The organism is Mycolicibacterium neoaurum ATCC 25795, assembly GCF_000691525.1.
GTDB lineage: Bacteria > Actinomycetota > Actinomycetes > Mycobacteriales > Mycobacteriaceae > Mycobacterium > Mycobacterium neoaurum.
In genome coordinates, this window is record NZ_JMDW01000004.1 from 1 (window position 1) to 16,828 (window position 16,828).

Genomic DNA, 16,828 nt, shown 5'->3' on the forward strand with positions numbered 1-16,828 from the left:
ACCGTGCAGGCCGGACAAACCATCGCCACCATCGAAGCCATGAAGATGGAGGCCTCCATCACCGCCCCCAAGGCCGGCACCGTCGCCCGCATCGCCGTCACCGGCACCGCCCAAGTCGAAGGCGGTGATCTGCTGGTGGTGGTGGGTTCGGCGGGTAAGGGCGAGGCGACCGGGGGTTCGAACTGACCCGGATCATTGCCGGAGCCTTCGGCGGGCGCCGAATCTCGGTGCCTGCCAGCGGGACTCGGCCGACCACCGACCGGGTGCGCGAATCGTTGTTCAGCGTGCTGACCACTCGGCTGGATTTTGACGGTATCGCGGTGCTGGACCTGTACGCGGGGTCCGGAGCCCTGGGCCTGGAGGCGCTGTCCCGCGGTGCGTCCTCGGCGCTGTTCGTCGAGTCGGATCGGCGGGCCGCTGCGGTGATCGAGGCGAACATCGACGCGCTCGGCGCCCACGGGGCCGCGGTGCGCCGTGCTCCGGTGGACAAGGTCGTCCAATCCAGCGGCCGGCCTGTCGATCTGGTGTTTGCCGACCCGCCCTACGAGGTGAGCACCGCCGCCGTCGAGAAGGTGTTGAGCGCCCTGCGCGCCAACGGCTGGGTGCGTGCCGGTGCCGTCGTGGTGATCGAACGGCCCGCCGGGGCGGCGGCACTGACCTGGCCGAGCGATTGGGAAGCCGATGACGAGCGTCGCTACGGAGACACCCGATTGGAGTTCGGCATCATCGCGTAGCGTCTCGGGTCATGAGTGGCGCCGTATGTCCTGGATCCTTCGACCCCGTCACCCTCGGCCACGTCGACATCTTCGAACGGGCAGCTGCCCAGTTCGACGAGGTCGTGGTGGCGGTGCTGGTCAACCCAAACAAGAAGGGGATGTTCACCGCGGCCGAGCGCATCGAGCTGATCGAGGCCTCGACGACGCACCTACCCAACCTGCGCGTCGAATCCGGGTCCGGACTGGTGGTCGATTTCGTCAAGGAGCGCGGACTGACGGCCATCGTCAAGGGACTGCGTTCGAGCACGGACTTCGAATACGAGTTGCAGATGGCGCAGATGAACAAGCACGTCGCCGGGGTCGACACGTTCTTCGTCGCGACCACTCCCGCGTACGCCTTCGTGTCGTCCTCGCTCGCCAAGGAGGTCGCCGCGCTCGGTGGTGACGTCAGCGAACTGCTGCCCGAACCGGTCAACGTCCGGCTGCGGGACAAGCTGAAGAAGTAGCGTTCCGCGACACACCGGTCGCAAAGCCGAGTCACACGAGTAACACCAGGCACACTGGTCACTAACAACGACGCCTGGAGGGTGCTGCCGTGTACCGAGTTTTTGAGGCCCTTGACGAGCTGAGCGCGATCGTCGAAGAAGCGCGTGGTGTGCCGATGACGGCCGGGTGCATGGTGCCGCGCGGCGACGTGCTGGAACTGCTCGACGACATCAAGGACGCGATCCCCGGTGAGCTCGACGATGCCCAGGACGTACTCGACGCCCGTGACGGGATGCTCAACGAGGCCCGTGAGCACTCGCAGTCGATGGTCGCCACCGCGACGGCCGAGGCCGACTCGCTGGTCAACCACGCCCGCGGTGAGGCCGACCGACTGCTGGCAGATGCCAAGGCCCAGGCCGACCGGATGGTCGCCGAGGCACGTGCGCACAGCGAGCGGATGGTCGGCGAGGCGCGCGAGGAGGCCGCGCGCATCGCGGCCACCGCCAAGCGCGAATACGAGGCCACCACCGGCCGCGCCAAGTCCGAAGCCGACCGCCTGATCGAGAACGGCAACCTGTCCTACGAAAAGGCCGTCCAGGAGGGCATCAAGGAGCAGCAGCGCTTGGTGTCGCAGACCGAGATCGTGCAGACCGCGACCGCCGAGGCGACCCGACTGGTCGACACCGCACACGCCGAGGCCGACCGGCTGCGCGGCGAATGCGATATCTACGTCGACAGCAAGCTTGCCGAGTTCGAGGATTACCTCAACGGCACGCTGCGTTCGGTGAGCCGTGGCCGCCATCAGCTGCGCACCGCGGCCGGCACCCACGACTACGCCACGCGGTAACCACCCCGCCGTTGCGTCAGAGCTGCCCGTGCCGTGGCGGCTTGGTGCCCGACAGGGTGTAGCGGCCGATGTGCTGCACCTTCCAGCGGGTTGCATCGTGCAGGGTGTGGGTGCGCGCATCGCGCCAGTAACGGGACAGGTTGGCCGCACCGGACGCGCTGCGGGTCCCGCCGAGTTCGAACAGCGTGCTCGACGCGTCGAGTGACGCCCTGGTCGCTGCCACCTTCGCGATCGCGACGGCTACCGAGGCCGCCGCGGAGCTGTCCTCGTCGAGATCGGCAGCCGCTGAATCGACCGCTCGAGCGGCCTCGACGAGCAACGCCTGAGCGCCGCGCACCGTCACCGTCAGCTCACCGGCGATCTGCACGACCGTCGGATCACCGGCCGCGCTGTCGACGCCGGCTTCGAAATGTGGTCGGGCCTTGGCGGCCTGCCGAACACCCTCGCCAAGGGCAGCGGTGGCGATGCCGACATCGAGTGCGGCGTGCAGCAGCTGTGCGCGCGCACCATAGGTGGTGGGCCGGGAGAAGATCGGGGTGAACGGCACCACCTGCGATATCGGCACGCGCACCTCGTCGAGGGTGACGGTGCCCGATGCGGTGGTGCGCTGGCCCATTCCGTCCCAGTCGTCGACGACCTGCAGGCCATCGGTGTCGGCGGCGATGAACGCCAACGCCTTCGGGGTCGACGAGGTCGGTGTCTGGCCGGGCCTGTCGGGCAGTGAAGCCCGCACGATCACCCAGTCGGCGAACAGCGCACCGGTCGAGTAGTACTTGCGGCCTCGGAGCACATAGTCCTCGCCATCGCGGATCAGTGTGGTCGCGTCCACGTCGATCGGATGCGGACCCTTTTCGGACTGGGCGTTGGCGAAAAGCGCTCCACCGAGCACCTTCTCGTAGAAGAACGCACGCTGGGCATCGCTGCCCTGTAAGCGCAGCGCTTCAAGGAAGGTGAAGTGCGAGTGCGGGATCTGTGCCAGCGACGGGTCGCCGTGCGCCAGCAGTCGGAACACCTCGGCGAGCACCGTGGCCGGGGCGGCGATCCCGCCGTACTCGATGGGTACCGACAGCGCCAACAGCCCGGAGTCCTTGAGGGCCTGCACCTGAGCGTGCGGCAGCTCCCGGTGGGCGTCCCGGGCCGCGGCGCCCTCGGCGAACGACGCCGACAGTTCGGCGGCCAAGGCCAGCGCATGGGCCGGGTCGGTGATGCGGGCGCCCGGTGCGCCGACAATCGAGTGAAGACGTGGAGTCACCTCGGGATCGTGCCCGCCGCCGCGTCGGTGGTGCACCCGTTCGGCTCAGCCGGATTCTAGCGTTGCAGGAAGCGGGCCAGGCTGTCGTCGACCCGGAAGCATTCGATCATGCTGTCCGGCAACGTGATCAGGGTGCGAAAGACCGGTAGCCGACGTAGAAGGCCAGGGCACGGTCCGGGGTGGAGAACAGGATCCGCGAACCCTTGGGGAAGAAGATGGCGTCCTTGGGTCCAGCGATCTGCACCTGCCCGGTATCCGGGTTCTCCAGTCGGAACTCGCCCTCCAGGACGACCTTCATCTCGTCGTAGGCGTAGTAATAGTCCAGTGGCGCATCGGTATTGCGTAGTTCGAAGTATCCCGAGCACATCGGCACGCCATCGGGATTGGCGTAGACGTCGTCGATGAATCCTTCGGTTCCGGGGTACTGCTCATCCGGCATCTGCGGAAGTGTCTGCCAGAAACCGGATGTCACCTGGAAGATGGGTGGGGCGGTGCTCGTCACTGGACCTCCATCGTGATCTCTCTCATGAAACTCGGTCTGATGAGAGGAAACCATCGGAGAATTTCGGCGAGATTACGCCGACGTTAGGGCTCCCGAACCATGCCCCTCAGCGCGCGCCGACAAACGGAATCGTCACGCTGGGCGCCTCGTCGGAGCCGGAATTGAACAATCCACGCCGACGCAGGATCGGCACCACGCCCTCACCGAACCAGAACAGCTCTTCCAGATGCGGGTAACCGGAGAAGATGAATTCGTCGATGCCGATGGCGGCGTACTCGGCGATGCGTTCGGCCACCTCGGTGTGACTGCCCACCAATGCCGTTCCGGCCCCGCCGCGCACCAGACCGACGCCCGACCAGAGGTTCGGTGCGATCTCCAGACTCCTTGCATCACTCCAGGTTCCGTTGGTCCGGTTGCTCTCGTGCAACGCCAACATCCGCTTCTGGCCCTCGGACTGGCTACGGGCCAAGCCGGCCTGCGCGCTCGCCACCGTCTCCTCGTCGAGTGCGGCGATCAGTTTGTCTGCCTGGGCCCATGCCTCTGCGGAAGTGTCGCGGGAGATCGTGTGCAACCGGATCCCGAAGCGCAGCTTGCGGCCCTCCTTCTCGGCCTCCGTGCGAATCCAGTTGATCTTCTCGGCCACCGCGGCAGGCGGCTCACCCCAGGTCAGGTACACATCGGCATGGCGCGCGGCAACCGGCCCGGCGGCCTGGGAGCTGCCACCGAAGTACAGCGGCGGGATCGGGTTGGGCGGTAATGCCAGGGCCGCCTCCTCGACATCGATATAGGAGCCCTTGCGGGTGACGGTCTCCCCGGCCCACAACCGGCGCACGACATCGAGGAACTCGTCGGCCCGGTGATAGCGCGCGTCCTTGTCCAAGTGGTCGCCGAAGGAGCGCTGCTCATGTGCCTCGCCGCCGACGACGACATTGAGCAGAATTCGTCCGGGCGCGTGCCGTGCGAAGGTCGCCGCCATCTGAGCAGAGAGGGTCGGGCTGACCAGACCCGGCCGGAACGCGACCAGGAAGGCCAGGGATGTCGTTTCGCGGGCCAGCAGGGCCGCGGTGATGAACGCGTCCTCACACCATGCCCCGGTCGGGATGAGCGCGCCGGTGAAATCGAAGCGTTCCGCTGCCCGCACGATCGACGCCAGATAGTCGATCGAGGCGTCCCGGTCGCCGCTCGCGGACCCCGCCGGGGTTCCGTGACCACCCCCGACGATCAGTCGGCTGTCGCCGTAGGTGGGCAGAAACCAGTGCAACTTCACGGTCACAAATCAGTCCTTACGCAGCCGAAGATCTCGTGGCGTCGAGTATCGACGCCGGATCGGGTGGCTGCGCGCGGTCAACCCTGGGGCGCGCCCGCGCGACCGATCTCACCGGGCACGGCGGGGCCAGAGACATAAAAATCTCGGTGATCCGGGATCGGCCCCCGGTCAGCGGTATGGGCCCCACGTAGAATCTAGAGCCATGTCCGCCAAGAGTCCGCTCGCGATCGACATCTCGCGCCTGGGTCGTCGGCCGGGCTCGTTGATGGAGGTTCACGAGACGGTGCCCGCACCGTCACGTATCGGCTTGGACCTGATCCGCATCGAGCAGGGCGCCCCGCTGGAGCTCGATCTGCGTATCGAGTCGGTGTCCGAAGGTGCCCTGGTGACCGGAACGGTCTCGGCGCCCACCAACGGTGAATGCGTGCGGTGCCTGGAGCCCGTCACCGGTGATGTGAGCATCGATCTCACCGAACTCTTCGCCTATCCGGGTAGCGCGACCGAGGAGACCACCGAGGAAGACGAGATGGGGCGCGTCGTCGACGACCGGGTGGACATCGAACAGGCGATCGTCGACGCCATCGGACTGGTCCTGCCGTTCACTCCGCTGTGCCGCGAGGACTGCGCCGGGTTGTGCCCGGACTGCGGGATCGTGCTCGCCGAGGCCGAGCCCGGACATCAGCACGAGAAGATCGATCCGCGCTGGGCAAAGCTCGCCGCACTGCGCGACGAGGTCGGGGACAGCAGTGACGGCTGAGCACGAGGCGCTGAGCGAGGCACTGGGTGTGCGGCTACCTGCCGATCTGCTCACCATCGCGCTCACCCATCGCAGCTACTCCTACGAGAACGGTGGGCTGCCCACCAACGAGCGCCTGGAGTTCCTCGGTGACGCGGTGCTCGGCCTGACCATCACCGAAGAGCTCTACCATCGCCATCCCGATCGCCCCGAGGGTGACCTGGCCAAGCTGCGCGCCAGCATCGTCAACACCCAGGCGCTGGCCGACGTGGGACGCAAGCTCGGGCTGGGCCAACACCTGCTGCTGGGCAAGGGGGAGGAGAGTTCGGGCGGTGCCGACAAGTCGAGCATTCTGGCCGATGGTGTCGAATCACTCTTGGGTGCAATCTATCTCGAATTCGGCACCGTCACCGCACGCGAGGTGATCCTGCGACTGTTCAGCGAACTGCTCGATACCGCCCCGACGCTGGGCGCGGGTCTGGACTGGAAGTCCAGCCTGCAGGAACTCACCGTGGCGCGCGGGCTCGGGCCGCCCACCTACACCGTCACGGCACAGGGTCCCGACCACGACAAGGAATTCACCGCCGTGGTGACACTGGCGGAGCGCGAGTACGGCCGGGGTGTCGGCCGAACCAAGAAGGAAGCCGAGCTCAAAGCGGCTGCGGCGGCGTGGAGCACGCTCGACGCCGCGGGAACCGACGAGACCGACGGTGCCGGAACTCCCTGAGGTCGAGGTGGTGCGGCGCGGACTGGACGCGCACGTGCTTGGTCGCACCATCGCCGATGTCCAGGTGCTGCATCCGCGCGCTGCCCGCCGGCATGTGGCCGGGTCGCTGGACCTGACCGCGCGCCTGCGCGGCACCCAGATCACCGGCACCGGGCGCCGCGGCAAATACCTCTGGTTGACGATGAGCAGTGGCGAGGCCATCGTCGTGCACCTGGGGATGAGCGGGCAGATGCTCATCGGTGAGGTGCCCAACCCCACCCACCTGCGCATCGCGACCACGTTCACCGACGGTAGTTCGATGAACTTCGTCGACCAGCGCACCTTCGGTGGTTGGATGCTGGCCGACCTGGTGACCATCGATGGCACCGAGATCCCGGAGCCGGTGGCACACATCGCCAGGGATCCGCTGGACCCGGCCTTCGACCGCGACGGCGTCGTCACGGTGTTGCGGCGCAAGCATTCCGAGATCAAGCGTCAGCTTCTCGATCAAACGGTGGTCTCCGGTATCGGCAACATCTACGCCGACGAGGCGCTGTGGCGGGCCAAGGTCAACGGCGCGCGACTGGCCTCGGCGCTGACCCGCCGACAGCTCGCCGAAATCCTCGATGCGGCGACCGAGGTGATGACGGGAGCCCTCGGGCAGGGTGGCACATCGTTCGATTCGCTGTATGTCAACGTCAACGGTGAATCCGGATACTTCGACCGGTCACTGGAGGCCTACGGCCGGGTGGACGAACCGTGCCGGCGTTGCGGTGCGCCGATGCAACGTGACAAGTTCATGAATCGGTCGTCGTTCTATTGCCCGAAATGCCAACCCCGGCCGCGGGTCCGGCGTACCGCTAGCGCTGGTTGAACTCCACCGCCGCTGACATGCAGACCTTCCACTGACCGTTCTCCTTGCGGAAATAAGCGGTCTCGAACGAGCCACCGGGCTCCACCGTCGCCGAAGCGACGTCACCCTTGACCTTGATGTCGGTTGCCTTCATATCGGTGGTCGGCGCGGTCTGCGGGAGCTCGATGCCCTCCAGGATCTGACCGAGCTCGCCGAGAGCGCCGAACATGGCCGCTTCGTTGGCGCAGAAGTACTGTCCCAACTCCGAGAACTTCCCGGTGTTGCCTGCCGCGCTGAAATCCTCGACCAGTTGCGTGATCTCGGCTTCATCGCTGGAGACCAGGATGTCGCCACCGCCGCGCACCAGGAACACCCCGCCGATCACCAAGGCGGCAACCAACATGACGCTCAGGACGCCGCCGGCGATCCACCACGCGGTCTTGCTCTTTGCGCGCGGCGGTTGGGGAGGCGAGGGATAGGGAGCCGGGTAGCCCTGCGGCGGAAGGCCATACCCGTAGGGCTGCCCACCGTAGCCCGGATACTCCGGATACTCGAAGGTCGGCGGCTGGGTGTTCGGCGGCCCCGGCGGGCCCCACGGGCCGGGCGGCCCCGGCTGCTGCGGGGGGTATTGCGTCACTGCGATGGCTCCTCAGCTGGTGTCTTTCAACACTAACTCCCGTGGCAACCATGCCGGCGTCCGTACACTCGCCGGCGGACACCAGTCGGATACGAGGAGATGCAGGTAGACGATGACCGAATTGTGGGTTGAGCGGACCGGCGTTCGCCGTTACACCGGACGGAGCAGCCGTGGGGCCGAGGTGCTGGTGGGCTCCGAGGACGTCGAGGGTGTGTTCACCCCGGGCGAGCTGCTCAAAATCGCGCTGGCCGCCTGCAGCGGCATGAGCAGTGATCATCCGCTGCGTACCCGCCTCGGTGACGACTACCAGGCCACCATCAAGGTTTCCGGTGCCGCCGACCGTGAGCGTGAGGTCTACCCGCACCTGGAGGAACGCCTCGAAGTCGACCTCTCCAGCCTGACCGAGGACGAACGCGCCCGACTGCTGACGATCGTGCGGCGCTCCATCGACAAGGTGTGCACCGTCGGGAACACCCTGAAAGCGGGCACCGAGGTCACGCTGGCGGTCACCGATGTCGGCCAGTCCTGACGTCCGACTCAACGCCTGGGTGCATGGTCACGTGCAGGGTGTCGGGTTCCGGTGGTGGACGCGCGCGCGGGCGCTCGAGCTGGGACTGACCGGGTACGCGTCCAACCGCCCCGACGGGCGGGTGCACGTGGTCGCCCAGGGCGCCAGGGCGGACTGTCAGCGTCTGCTGGACCTGCTGCAGTCCGGCGGCACGCCGGGAACCGTCGACAATGTGGTGGCCGACTGGGCCGAGGTGGGCGACCCGATCACGGGCTTCAGCGAACGCTGATCGCCCCGCCGGTAGGGTAACTCGGCATGCATCTCAAGAGTCTGACGCTGAAGGGCTTCAAGTCCTTCGCCGCGTCGACGACTCTTCGCTTCGAACCGGGCATCACCTGCGTGGTCGGCCCCAACGGCTCGGGTAAATCCAATGTCGTCGACGCCCTGACCTGGGTGATGGGCGAGCAGGGCGCCAAAACGCTGCGCGGCGGCAAGATGGAGGACGTCATCTTCGCCGGGACGTCCTCGCGGGCGCCGCTGGGCCGCGCCGAGGTGACGCTGACCATCGACAACTCCGACAACGCGCTGCCCATCGAGTACTCCGAGGTCTCGATCACCCGCCGGATGTTCCGGGACGGCGCCGGCGAGTACGAGATCAACGGCAGCCGCTGCCGGCTCGCCGATGTGCAGGAATTGCTCTCCGACTCCGGTATCGGCCGCGAAATGCACGTCATCGTCGGCCAGGGCAAGCTCTCCGAGATCCTGGAATCGCGGCCCGAGGATCGGCGAGCGTTCATCGAGGAAGCCGCCGGCGTGCTCAAGCACCGCAAACGCAAAGAGAAGGCGGTCCGCAAGCTCGACTCGATGCAGGCCAATCTGGCCCGGTTGACCGACCTGACCACCGAGCTCCGCCGCCAGCTCAAGCCGTTGGGGCGCCAGGCCGAGATGGCGCGTCGCGCCCAGACCATCCAGGCCGATCTGCGCGACGCCCGGCTGCGACTGGCCGCCGATGACCTGCTGCGTCGCCAGACCGAGTTCAACGACACCAACCAAGCCGAGACCACGCTGCGTCGCGAGCACAACGAAGTGACGTCGCGTCTTGAGGTGGCGACCGTCGAACTTGCTGCTCACGAGAGTGCCGTGGCCGAGTTGACCGAGCGGGCCGAGGCCGCCCAGCAGACCTGGTTCCGGTTGTCGGCGCTGGCCGAACGGGTCAGCGCCACGGTGCGTATCGCCACCGAGCGCACCCAGTTGCTCGACGCCGAGCCCGAGGTCGACTCCGGTCGGGACCCCGATGCGCTGGAGGCCGAGGCCGATCAGATCGCCGAGATGGAGCAGGAGCTGCTGGCGGAGCTGGAAGCGGCGCGGGAGACACTGGAGTACGCCCGTGCCGAACTCTCCGAGCGGGAGAATCTGGCCGCCGAGGCCGAACGCGCACATCGGGCGGCGGCGCGCGCCGAGGCCGATCGTCGTGAGGGGTTGGCCCGGCTGGCCGGACAGGTCGACACCTTGCGTGCCCGGGTCGAGTCGACCGATGAGACGATCGCGACGTTGGTGGCCCGCATCGAGGAAGCGGCCGCGCGCGTGCAGAAGGCGCAGGCCGAATTCGAGACGGTTCAGGCCCGCGTCGGTGAGCTCGACGAGGGTGAGGTGGGACTCGACGATCAGCACGATCGGTCGGTTTCCGCATTGCGTGTTGCCGACGAGCGAGTGGCCGAACTGCAGGCGGCCGAACGCAGTGCCGAGCGTTCCGCAGTGTCGCTGCAGGCCCGCATCGACGCCCTGTCGGTGGGCTTGGAGCGTAAGGACGGCGCGGCCTGGTTGCTCGAAAACCACTCGGACGCAGGCCTGTTCGGCTCGGTCGCGAAGTTGCTTCGGGTCCGCGCGGGCTACGAGGTCGCAGTCGCCACGGTGCTGGGGCCGGCCGCGGATGCGCTGGCCGCCGACAACGTCGGCACCGCGCGTGCCGCGGTCGCCGCGCTGAAGGAAGCCGACGGCGGCCGTGCGGCGATCCTGTTGGGGGACTGGCCGGCACATGGTAGCCGTGACGACGAGGTTCTACCGGCCGGTGCACAGTGGGCGGTCGATCTGGTCGAGGCGCCGGAACGGTTGCGGGGCGCCACCGCTGCGCTGTTGTCCGGTGTGGTCGTGGTCGATGAGCTTTCCGCGGCACTGGATCTGGTGGCGGCCCGGCCGCATCTGCAGGTGGTCACACTCGAAGGAGACCTGGTCGGCGCCGGCTGGGTCAGCGGCGGTTCCGATCGCAAGGTGTCCACCCTGGAGATCGCCTCCGAGATCGAGAAGGCCCGCACCGAATTGGAGGCGGCCGAGCGTCAGGCCGGTGAGCTTGCGGCCGCGTTGGCCGGTGCCAAGGAAGAACAGGCGGCCCGCCAGGACGCCGCCGAACAGGCGCTGGCGGCGCTCAACGAGTCGGATGCGGCGATCTCGTCGGTCTATGAGCAGCTGGGCCGCCTGGGGCAGGAATCGCGCAATGCCGACGCCGAGTGGCAGCGGCTGCTCAAGCAACGCGATGAGTTGGAGACCGGCCGCGCCGCCACCGTCGAGGAGCTCACCGAACTGGAATCCCGACTGCACAACGCGCAGCAGACGCCGATGTTCGAGGTCGACGATTCCGATGAGCGCCAGGAGTTCACCATGGCGGCCGAGGCCGCCCGCGCGACCGAGGTGGAGGCGCGGCTTGCCGTGCGCACCGCCGAGGAACGCGCCAATGCCGTCCGGGGCCGGGCAGATTCGTTGCGTCGATCTGCTGCGGCCGAGCGCGAGTCCCGCTTGCGCGCGGCACGGGCCAGGGAGGCGCGCGAGCACGCGGCAACGGTGGCCGCGGCCGTCGCCGATGCCGGTTGTACGGTGGCCGCTCGGCTGGCGTCGGCGGTGGCGTTGGCGTCGAGGACCCGCGATCAGCTTGCCGTCGAACGGAGTGCGCAGGCCGAGGCGTTGAACCGGGTGCGCACCGAGGTCACCGAACTGGGGGCGCGGCTGACCGCGCTGACCGATTCGCTGCACCGCGACGAGGTCGCCAAAGCCCAAGCGGCCCTGCGTATCGAGCAGCTCGAACAGCAGGCGCTGGAGCAGTTCGGTTTGGCCGCAGCGGATTTGATTGCCGAGTACGGACCGGATGTGCCGCTACCGCCGACCGAGCTTGAGATGGCCGAGTACGAGCAGGCACGCGAGCGCGGGGAACAGGTCACCGCGCCGGCGCCGATGCCGTTCGACCGGCCCACTCAGGAGCGCCGGGCGAAGAAAGCCGAACGGGAGCTCTCGGAGCTGGGCCGGGTGAATCCGCTTGCGCTGGAGGAGTTCGCGGCGCTGGAAGAGCGCTACAACTTCCTCTCGACGCAGTTGGAGGACGTGAAGGCGGCCCGCAAGGATCTGATGGATGTCATCGCCGATGTCGATGAGCGCATCTTGACGGTGTTCGCCGATGCCTATGCCGATGTGGAGCGTGAGTTCACCCAGGTGTTCGCATCGCTGTTCCCCGGCGGTGAAGGACGGTTGCTGCTGACCAACCCCGACGACCTGTTGACCACCGGTATCGAGGTGGAGGCTCGTCCGCCCGGCAAGAAGGTCAAGCGGTTGTCGCTGTTGTCCGGTGGTGAGAAGTCACTGACCGCGGTGGCGATGTTGGTCGCGATCTTCCGGGCCAGGCCGTCGCCCTTCTACATCATGGACGAGGTCGAGGCCGCCCTCGACGATGTGAACCTGCGGCGTCTGCTCGGCCTGTTCGAGCAATTGCGGGAAAAGTCGCAGCTGATCGTGATCACGCATCAGAAGCCGACGATGGAGATCGCGGACGCGCTCTACGGGGTCACCATGCAGGGCGACGGCATCACTCAGGTGATCTCGCAGCGGATGCGTGGTCAGGACCTGGTGGGGACCGGCTGATTTTGGTGTGCGCCGGGGGTCGGGGGCTCCGGTAGGGTTTTTGGGGTTGGAGGTGGCCCGATGGATCTCAAAGTTGACGCCGAACTGCTGAACGCTGCGGGTGAGCGGCTACTCGCCGCGGCGCAGAGTTTGCCGGATGCGCCCGAGCCGTTCACTCCCTCCTTGGGGTCCGATGCACTTTCCCAGGCGTTGGCCGCCGATATTCCCAAGGCCGAAGCGCCCATCATCGAGGGATTGCCCCCACTGAAGACGGCGGCGACCGGGACGGCCGAGTCGGTGATCGAGGCGGCCCGCCGGTACGGCCAAGGCGATGCGCACCTCAAGAGCAAGATCGAAGAGGCGATCACGCCGTCTGCTGCCGGTGCGCCGGGTGCCGGTGGCGGCGCCGCAGGTGGCGTTGCAGCTGCCGGGGCCGCTGGTGCGGCTGTCCCGGCGTCTGCGGCCGGTGCTGTAGGAGCCGCTGGTGCTTCTGGCGCCGGCGGGATGGGGCAGATGGGCGGCATGCTCGGGATGCCGATGCAGATGGCCCAGCAGGCCGCACAGATTCCTCAGCAGGTCGGTGGGATGGTGGCGTCGCTGCCGCAGTCGGCCATGCAGGGCGCCCAGCAGGTCGGGGAGCAGGTTCAGCAGATCGTCGAGCAGTTCTCCGACAAGGATTCAAAGGACGGCGAGTCGAAGCCCGAGGAGCGTTCGGAAGCGGGCGAGCGTGGTGAGCGTGCTCCGGTCGACAAGCCGTCGCGTGCCGCTGAAGACAACGCGGCGATCAATCTCTAGGGCGCGCTGTCGGCAGGCCAGGCGACAATGCCTCCGCGAACGTAGTACTACCCGTAGTACTGGTACTGCCTGTAGTACTACGTGTTTCAGCTGACCATTGCCGGTAGGGCTTCGGTGGTGAGCACGCTGATGTGCTGCCAGTAGATCCAGTCGGTGATGGCGGCGCGTTGGAGTTCGGGGTCGAGTGCGGTCTGCGCTTTGTGCAGGGCGACGGCTTGCAGGTGGTCGGCGTAGGTGATCATCGCTTTGAGGTGGGCGCCGGCGCGGTCGGGGTTGGCGCTCAGTAGCGGCTTGCACACTTCGAGCAGCAGGTTGATCCGGTTGTCCGGCGGTGGGGTGGCGTCGGCGGGGGTGGGCGGAAGGAGTTCGGCCAGCCCGGCTGGTCCCACCGTTGCGAGTTTGGTGGCGACAGCTGGAGCGATGACTTCAAGTCGGCTGCGGCCCTGCATCTTTCCGGTGTCAGGCATGTCTTCCGGGGTGAGGATGTCGCGGGCGGCGCCGAGGTCGAAGCCTTTGAGGTTTGCTTCGGTGCCGATGACGGCCTGCAGGGTGAGGTTGTGGTGGCGTGCCCATTCCTGCAGGGCGAGCAGGGGATAGGTGGCCCAGGTGCCTCGGGTGGAGGCGGGGATGGATTCGTCGGCGGAGACCATCTTGACCTGTGGTGGCAGTTGGACGTGCTCAGGGATGTAGGCGAGCCCGTAGTTGTTGGCGACCAGGATCTGACCGTCGCCGGTGACGCCGGTGATCCAGAACAGGCTGGGGTCGGTGATGTCGACGTTGAGTGCGGCGGCAATGTGCCTGGCCAGTTGGCGTGGATTGTTTCCCTTGCGGCGCAGGGCTCCTGCGGTCGCTGCGGCGGCAATGGCATCGCGTTCGGCGCGCGCGGCCGAGATCGGGACCGGGGCGGCCGCCGCGCCCGCGGCGCCTTGGCTGGTCGAGGTCGGTGCGATGGCGGGGCCGACGGATCCGGCCGCGGGTGCGACCGGTGCGGCCGGAGCCGGTGTCGATGGGGGAGCCAGTGGCATGGGCGGGGCTCCGGTCGGGGGCGCGGCGGGTGCCGCGGGTGCGGGAGCGCTGGGTGCTACGGGCCCACCGGTGTGGTTGACCGCGGCGGCCGGCGAGGTTGCACTGGATGTGTCGGGTGCCTGGTAGACCGCGGGTGCCGGTGTTGCGGGTGCCGGGGTCGGCTGGCCTAAAGGTGCTTGGGTCAGCGGAGGTTGCGTCGTGCCTGCGGCCTTGGTGATGTCGCTGAAGCCCTTTTGGAAGTCCTGCTGGGGCGTATTGACTGGCGCGGCACCAGATCCGGTACCGCTGCCGGCCGAGGCTGCGGGAGCTTGGGGGCTGCCGCCGGAAGCGCCTCCAACTCCGCCTGAAGTACCCCCGGCGCCCAAGCCGCCGCCGGATGACGAACCGCTGCCTGTCGAACTAGGCATAGATCCTGAGGTCCCACGAGGACCTGCGACTGGGGTCGTAGTACTGATTCCAGTCGAAGTGCCAGGAGTTCCGCCTATGCCAGTTGGCGTAGGCGGACCCGCGGACGGCGCTGTGATGTTGCCCTGAGCGGAGACAGGTTGCGGTACGGGTGCCGGCGTCGGCGTGTCTTCAGGTGGAGGCGGAGCAGTGAATCCGCTTTGATTCGCTACAGGCTGTGGCTGCCCCGCGGATTGTGACTGTTCGGATGGGGGGGAGCCTTGAGATTGTTCGTTTGGAGGAGAAAGCATGCTGCTAGATTGTTGCCCGGCCTTCTGCGGCGCCGCCGCTGGACCTCCTTGACTCACGAAATTTGATCTAGTGTTGCTAGCGGGCTCGCGTCCGGCAGCCGCATTTGATGACGCCGTGACTGGCGCAGGTCCGTTGTTGCGTGAAAGTCCCTCAAGGCCAGCTCTGATCTGCTCGTCCGTGAGATTCAAACTCGAATATTTAGATTCGGCCGCTGCCGAGGCGACAGCCGCAATGTTTTCTTCGCGTGTTTTATTTACTATCTCATCTATTCTTTTTTGTCGGACTTCAGGTCTTAGATCAGCACCGTCCAGCGCTGCAATCTGGCTCTGGGCGGTAGTAACGCGATCAAAAATGGAGACTTTTGTTGTTAGAACCACGCCGAATATAAAGTTCATCCAGGCTATTGCACGCGCTAGATCATATTGGGTCCGAGTCATTGACCGAATTCGGCCTTGTACAGCATCGGAACCAGCGGAAGCGCCAGCTCCGTACCAAACTACGCCAGCAGATAACTCGCTTCCCTCGCGCGACCATAGATCGGTGCTGTGTGAAAGCCCCTGCAGTATTTCACCGAGAGCCTCCGCGCGGTTCAGGTAATCCTGCTCGTCAACGTCGGGCCAACCGCCATCGCTGGTCATTTGGTCGGCGTAGTTGCCTGTAGGCCTGGCGAAGGTCAACTATTTGCCGTCCGAGTAGGCGCAGGCGTTGTACAAAATGAAGCCAGCCTGAGACGCTGCACTTGATAGATAGCTATCATCAGTCGTATACGAGGGGATGGCTTCCACAAAAGCGCGCCAATATTGTCCCGCGAGATTGGCGAAGTCATCAAATATCGCGCTGCCACTGTCCTTTCCTATGCGTTCCAGATCCTCTGCATACTTGGACATAACTGAAGCAATGTGTTCCATCGAACTTCGCTGCTCGGGTGTCCACTCGCTCGCCGGGATATTGGCATCCAAGCTGAACCAACTGGCTGCGTCGACATCGAACTGATCTAATCTGTCCTTCCAATCGTCGCACTTGCTGTTCGCTTCAGAATCCATGAACATGGTCGGATTCTCAGTCGCAAGTGGTTCGCTCGGAATCGATGGCGGCGCAGCTTGCTTCACGAGTGGGCTGCGCGCGGCTGCAGAGCGGTTGTTTACTGCTGCGCATATTGCAACAATTGCGCTTGATGATGCAGTCGCTACCCTAGCTAGCTCGTTGTCGATTGGCCTGTAAGTAGGAACACTATCCGCGTATGCGCGCCAGTAAGCTATGGATTGCTCATACAGTTCGCGCATAACACGATTCGTCGTCATCTTGGCAAGCGCGACGGACTGATCTGCCGCGCGACGCATGGCGGCGGCTACCGCTTCATGAGTTGCCCGTTCCGTTGCCGTCCAGGATGAAGCTGGGATTGATGGGTCTCGGGTGTGCCATCCCTGGCTTTCCTGCTTCGACAAAGTGTCAAGGATTGGACGCGACGGTGCGCACGACGGATCCTCCGTTATGACTCGAACTGGCCCGGAGTCTCGGATACTCGCGAAGCCGTTGGCGGCAGTATCGGCTCCATTCGGGGTGTGACCAGCGTTGCCGTCGCGGGTGAACAGCAGCGTGGCGCCAACTGAAATGGCGATGACTAGCAGTATTGCGACAGTTATTAGCGACCATTTCAGACCGTTGTTCTTGGCTGGCGCTGGCGGCTGTGGCCACCCAGGTGGTACAGGTGTACGTCCAAACTCATGCTGCGGTTGCCGACCAAAAGGATGTTGAGGACCTTGGTGAGGAGGTTCCCAACCGGGCGGCGGAGGATTCGTCACTGGCGCCACCTCTGAGAATCGCGCGCCGTCACGAATCCACCCCCATCGCCGTCGAGTCTCACCGAACCGATGCTAGCCATCCTGCCCGTTCCTCAGTTTAAGCCGAGGCGCAGTGCG

Annotated in this window: 18 protein-coding genes; 12 read left to right on the forward strand and 6 right to left on the reverse strand. The window is 66.2% G+C overall.

Translation table 11 applies throughout. The features are described from left to right. From IC40_RS26390 to sepIVA, 4 genes are all read left to right on the forward strand, one after another. A partial coding sequence (locus IC40_RS26390; RefSeq protein ID WP_036469350.1) for a biotin/lipoyl-containing protein occupies nt 1–186 on the forward strand: 186 nt, incomplete at its 5' end. Next, nucleotides 183–734: a 16S rRNA (guanine(966)-N(2))-methyltransferase RsmD gene (gene rsmD, locus IC40_RS0104100; protein WP_030133489.1), complete on the forward strand. Its 552-nt coding sequence runs from the start codon at nt 183–185 to the stop codon at nt 732–734. The genes IC40_RS26390 and rsmD, both read left to right, overlap by 4 nt. A gap of 11 nt (nt 735–745) precedes the next feature. Then, nucleotides 746–1,222: a pantetheine-phosphate adenylyltransferase gene (gene coaD, locus IC40_RS0104105; protein WP_030133490.1), complete on the forward strand. Its 477-nt coding sequence runs from the start codon at nt 746–748 to the stop codon at nt 1,220–1,222. Nucleotides 1,223–1,311: 89 nt separating this feature from the next. Beyond that, nucleotides 1,312–2,049 carry a cell division protein SepIVA gene (gene sepIVA, locus IC40_RS0104110; RefSeq protein ID WP_030133491.1) on the forward strand — a complete coding sequence of 246 codons (738 nt, stop codon included), beginning with the start codon at nt 1,312–1,314 and terminating at the stop codon, nt 2,047–2,049. A 16-nt stretch (nt 2,050–2,065) separates the two neighbouring features. Here the strand turns inward: sepIVA and IC40_RS0104115 are convergent, their stop codons facing one another. The 3 genes from IC40_RS0104115 to IC40_RS0104125 form a co-directional block, all read right to left on the reverse strand. Next, a complete protein-coding gene (locus tag IC40_RS0104115) occupies nt 2,066–3,280 on the reverse strand; it encodes an SfnB family sulfur acquisition oxidoreductase (RefSeq protein WP_110783285.1) in 1,215 nt (404 codons plus the stop codon). Between the two features lie 148 nt (nt 3,281–3,428). Beyond that, nucleotides 3,429–3,803 carry a cupin domain-containing protein gene (locus tag IC40_RS0104120; protein WP_019514126.1) on the reverse strand — a complete coding sequence of 125 codons (375 nt, stop codon included), beginning with the start codon at nt 3,801–3,803 and terminating at the stop codon, nt 3,429–3,431. 106 nt (nt 3,804–3,909) lie between these two features. Then, a complete protein-coding gene (locus IC40_RS0104125) occupies nt 3,910–5,076 on the reverse strand; it encodes an LLM class flavin-dependent oxidoreductase (RefSeq protein WP_030133493.1) in 1,167 nt (388 codons plus the stop codon). A gap of 196 nt (nt 5,077–5,272) precedes the next feature. Here IC40_RS0104125 and IC40_RS0104130 point away from each other — a divergent pair, with 196 nt between their 5' ends. Genes IC40_RS0104130 through mutM form a run of 3 tightly spaced genes read left to right on the forward strand, consistent with a single transcriptional unit; the run spans nt 5,273 to nt 7,386 of the window. Further along, nucleotides 5,273–5,827, forward strand: coding sequence for a YceD family protein (locus IC40_RS0104130; RefSeq protein ID WP_030133494.1), 555 nt, complete (start codon nt 5,273–5,275; stop codon nt 5,825–5,827). Then, entirely contained in the window at nt 5,817–6,533 is a 717-nt protein-coding gene (gene rnc, locus IC40_RS0104135; protein ID WP_030133495.1) for a ribonuclease III, read from the forward strand. The genes IC40_RS0104130 and rnc overlap by 11 nt, the downstream gene beginning before the upstream one ends. Next, entirely contained in the window at nt 6,517–7,386 is an 870-nt protein-coding gene (mutM, locus tag IC40_RS0104140; RefSeq protein ID WP_030133496.1) for a bifunctional DNA-formamidopyrimidine glycosylase/DNA-(apurinic or apyrimidinic site) lyase, read from the forward strand. Before rnc ends, mutM begins: the two co-directional genes overlap by 17 nt. Here mutM and IC40_RS0104145 read toward each other — a convergent pair. Next, nucleotides 7,373–8,002, reverse strand: coding sequence for an Rv0361 family membrane protein (locus IC40_RS0104145; protein WP_051644267.1), 630 nt, complete (start codon nt 8,000–8,002; stop codon nt 7,373–7,375). The two genes, mutM and IC40_RS0104145, sit on opposite strands and share 14 nt — an antisense overlap. A 112-nt stretch (nt 8,003–8,114) precedes the next feature. Between IC40_RS0104145 and IC40_RS0104150 the strand changes: the two genes are divergently transcribed. Genes IC40_RS0104150 through IC40_RS0104165 form a run of 4 tightly spaced genes read left to right on the forward strand, consistent with a single transcriptional unit; the run spans nt 8,115 to nt 13,187 of the window. Further along, on the forward strand, nt 8,115–8,531 hold the full coding sequence (locus tag IC40_RS0104150) for an OsmC family protein (protein WP_019514132.1): 417 nt from the start codon (nt 8,115–8,117) through the stop codon (nt 8,529–8,531). Further along, nucleotides 8,515–8,799, forward strand: coding sequence for an acylphosphatase (locus IC40_RS0104155; protein ID WP_030133498.1), 285 nt, complete (start codon nt 8,515–8,517; stop codon nt 8,797–8,799). The genes IC40_RS0104150 and IC40_RS0104155 overlap by 17 nt, the downstream gene beginning before the upstream one ends. Before the next feature lie 26 nt (nt 8,800–8,825). Continuing rightward, nucleotides 8,826–12,413: a chromosome segregation protein SMC gene (gene smc, locus IC40_RS0104160; RefSeq protein ID WP_030133499.1), complete on the forward strand. Its 3,588-nt coding sequence runs from the start codon at nt 8,826–8,828 to the stop codon at nt 12,411–12,413. Between the two features lie 60 nt (nt 12,414–12,473). Then, nucleotides 12,474–13,187 carry a hypothetical protein gene (locus tag IC40_RS0104165; protein ID WP_042509552.1) on the forward strand — a complete coding sequence of 238 codons (714 nt, stop codon included), beginning with the start codon at nt 12,474–12,476 and terminating at the stop codon, nt 13,185–13,187. A gap of 86 nt (nt 13,188–13,273) precedes the next feature. Here IC40_RS0104165 and IC40_RS0104170 read toward each other — a convergent pair whose 3' ends face one another. After that, on the reverse strand, nt 13,274–14,212 hold the full coding sequence (locus IC40_RS0104170; protein ID WP_030133501.1) for an EspK C-terminal domain-containing protein: 939 nt from the start codon (nt 14,210–14,212) through the stop codon (nt 13,274–13,276). On the opposite strand from IC40_RS0104170, the gene IC40_RS28435 reads away from it, so the two are divergent. Continuing rightward, on the forward strand, nt 14,211–14,339 hold the full coding sequence (locus IC40_RS28435) for a hypothetical protein (RefSeq protein ID WP_268817304.1): 129 nt from the start codon (nt 14,211–14,213) through the stop codon (nt 14,337–14,339). The two genes, IC40_RS0104170 and IC40_RS28435, sit on opposite strands and share 2 nt — an antisense overlap. Nucleotides 14,340–15,586: 1,247 nt before the next feature. Here the strand turns inward: IC40_RS28435 and IC40_RS27745 are convergent. Next, nucleotides 15,587–16,354, reverse strand: a complete 768-nt coding sequence (locus IC40_RS27745) for an ESX-1 system-associated protein (RefSeq protein WP_138158143.1) — start codon at nt 16,352–16,354, stop codon at nt 15,587–15,589. Nucleotides 16,355–16,828 lie beyond the last annotated feature (474 nt).

What these genes read in the sequence shown, in the direction of transcription:
- coaD (WP_030133490.1), top strand. Translation starts at nt 746, where the DNA reads ATGAGTGGCGCCGTATGTCCTGGATCCTTCGACCCCGTCACCCTCGGC.
- IC40_RS0104130 (WP_030133494.1), top strand. Translation starts at nt 5,273, where the DNA reads ATGTCCGCCAAGAGTCCGCTCGCGATCGACATCTCGCGCCTGGGTCGT.
- IC40_RS0104150 (WP_019514132.1), top strand. Translation starts at nt 8,115, where the DNA reads ATGACCGAATTGTGGGTTGAGCGGACCGGCGTTCGCCGTTACACCGGA.
- IC40_RS0104155 (WP_030133498.1), top strand. Translation starts at nt 8,515, where the DNA reads ATGTCGGCCAGTCCTGACGTCCGACTCAACGCCTGGGTGCATGGTCAC.
- smc (WP_030133499.1), top strand. Translation starts at nt 8,826, where the DNA reads ATGCATCTCAAGAGTCTGACGCTGAAGGGCTTCAAGTCCTTCGCCGCG.
- IC40_RS0104165 (WP_042509552.1), top strand. Translation starts at nt 12,474, where the DNA reads ATGGATCTCAAAGTTGACGCCGAACTGCTGAACGCTGCGGGTGAGCGG.
- IC40_RS28435 (WP_268817304.1), top strand. Translation starts at nt 14,211, where the DNA reads ATGGGCGGGGCTCCGGTCGGGGGCGCGGCGGGTGCCGCGGGTGCGGGA.
- IC40_RS0104170 (WP_030133501.1), bottom strand. Translation starts at nt 14,212, where the DNA reads ATGCCACTGGCTCCCCCATCGACACCGGCTCCGGCCGCACCGGTCGCA.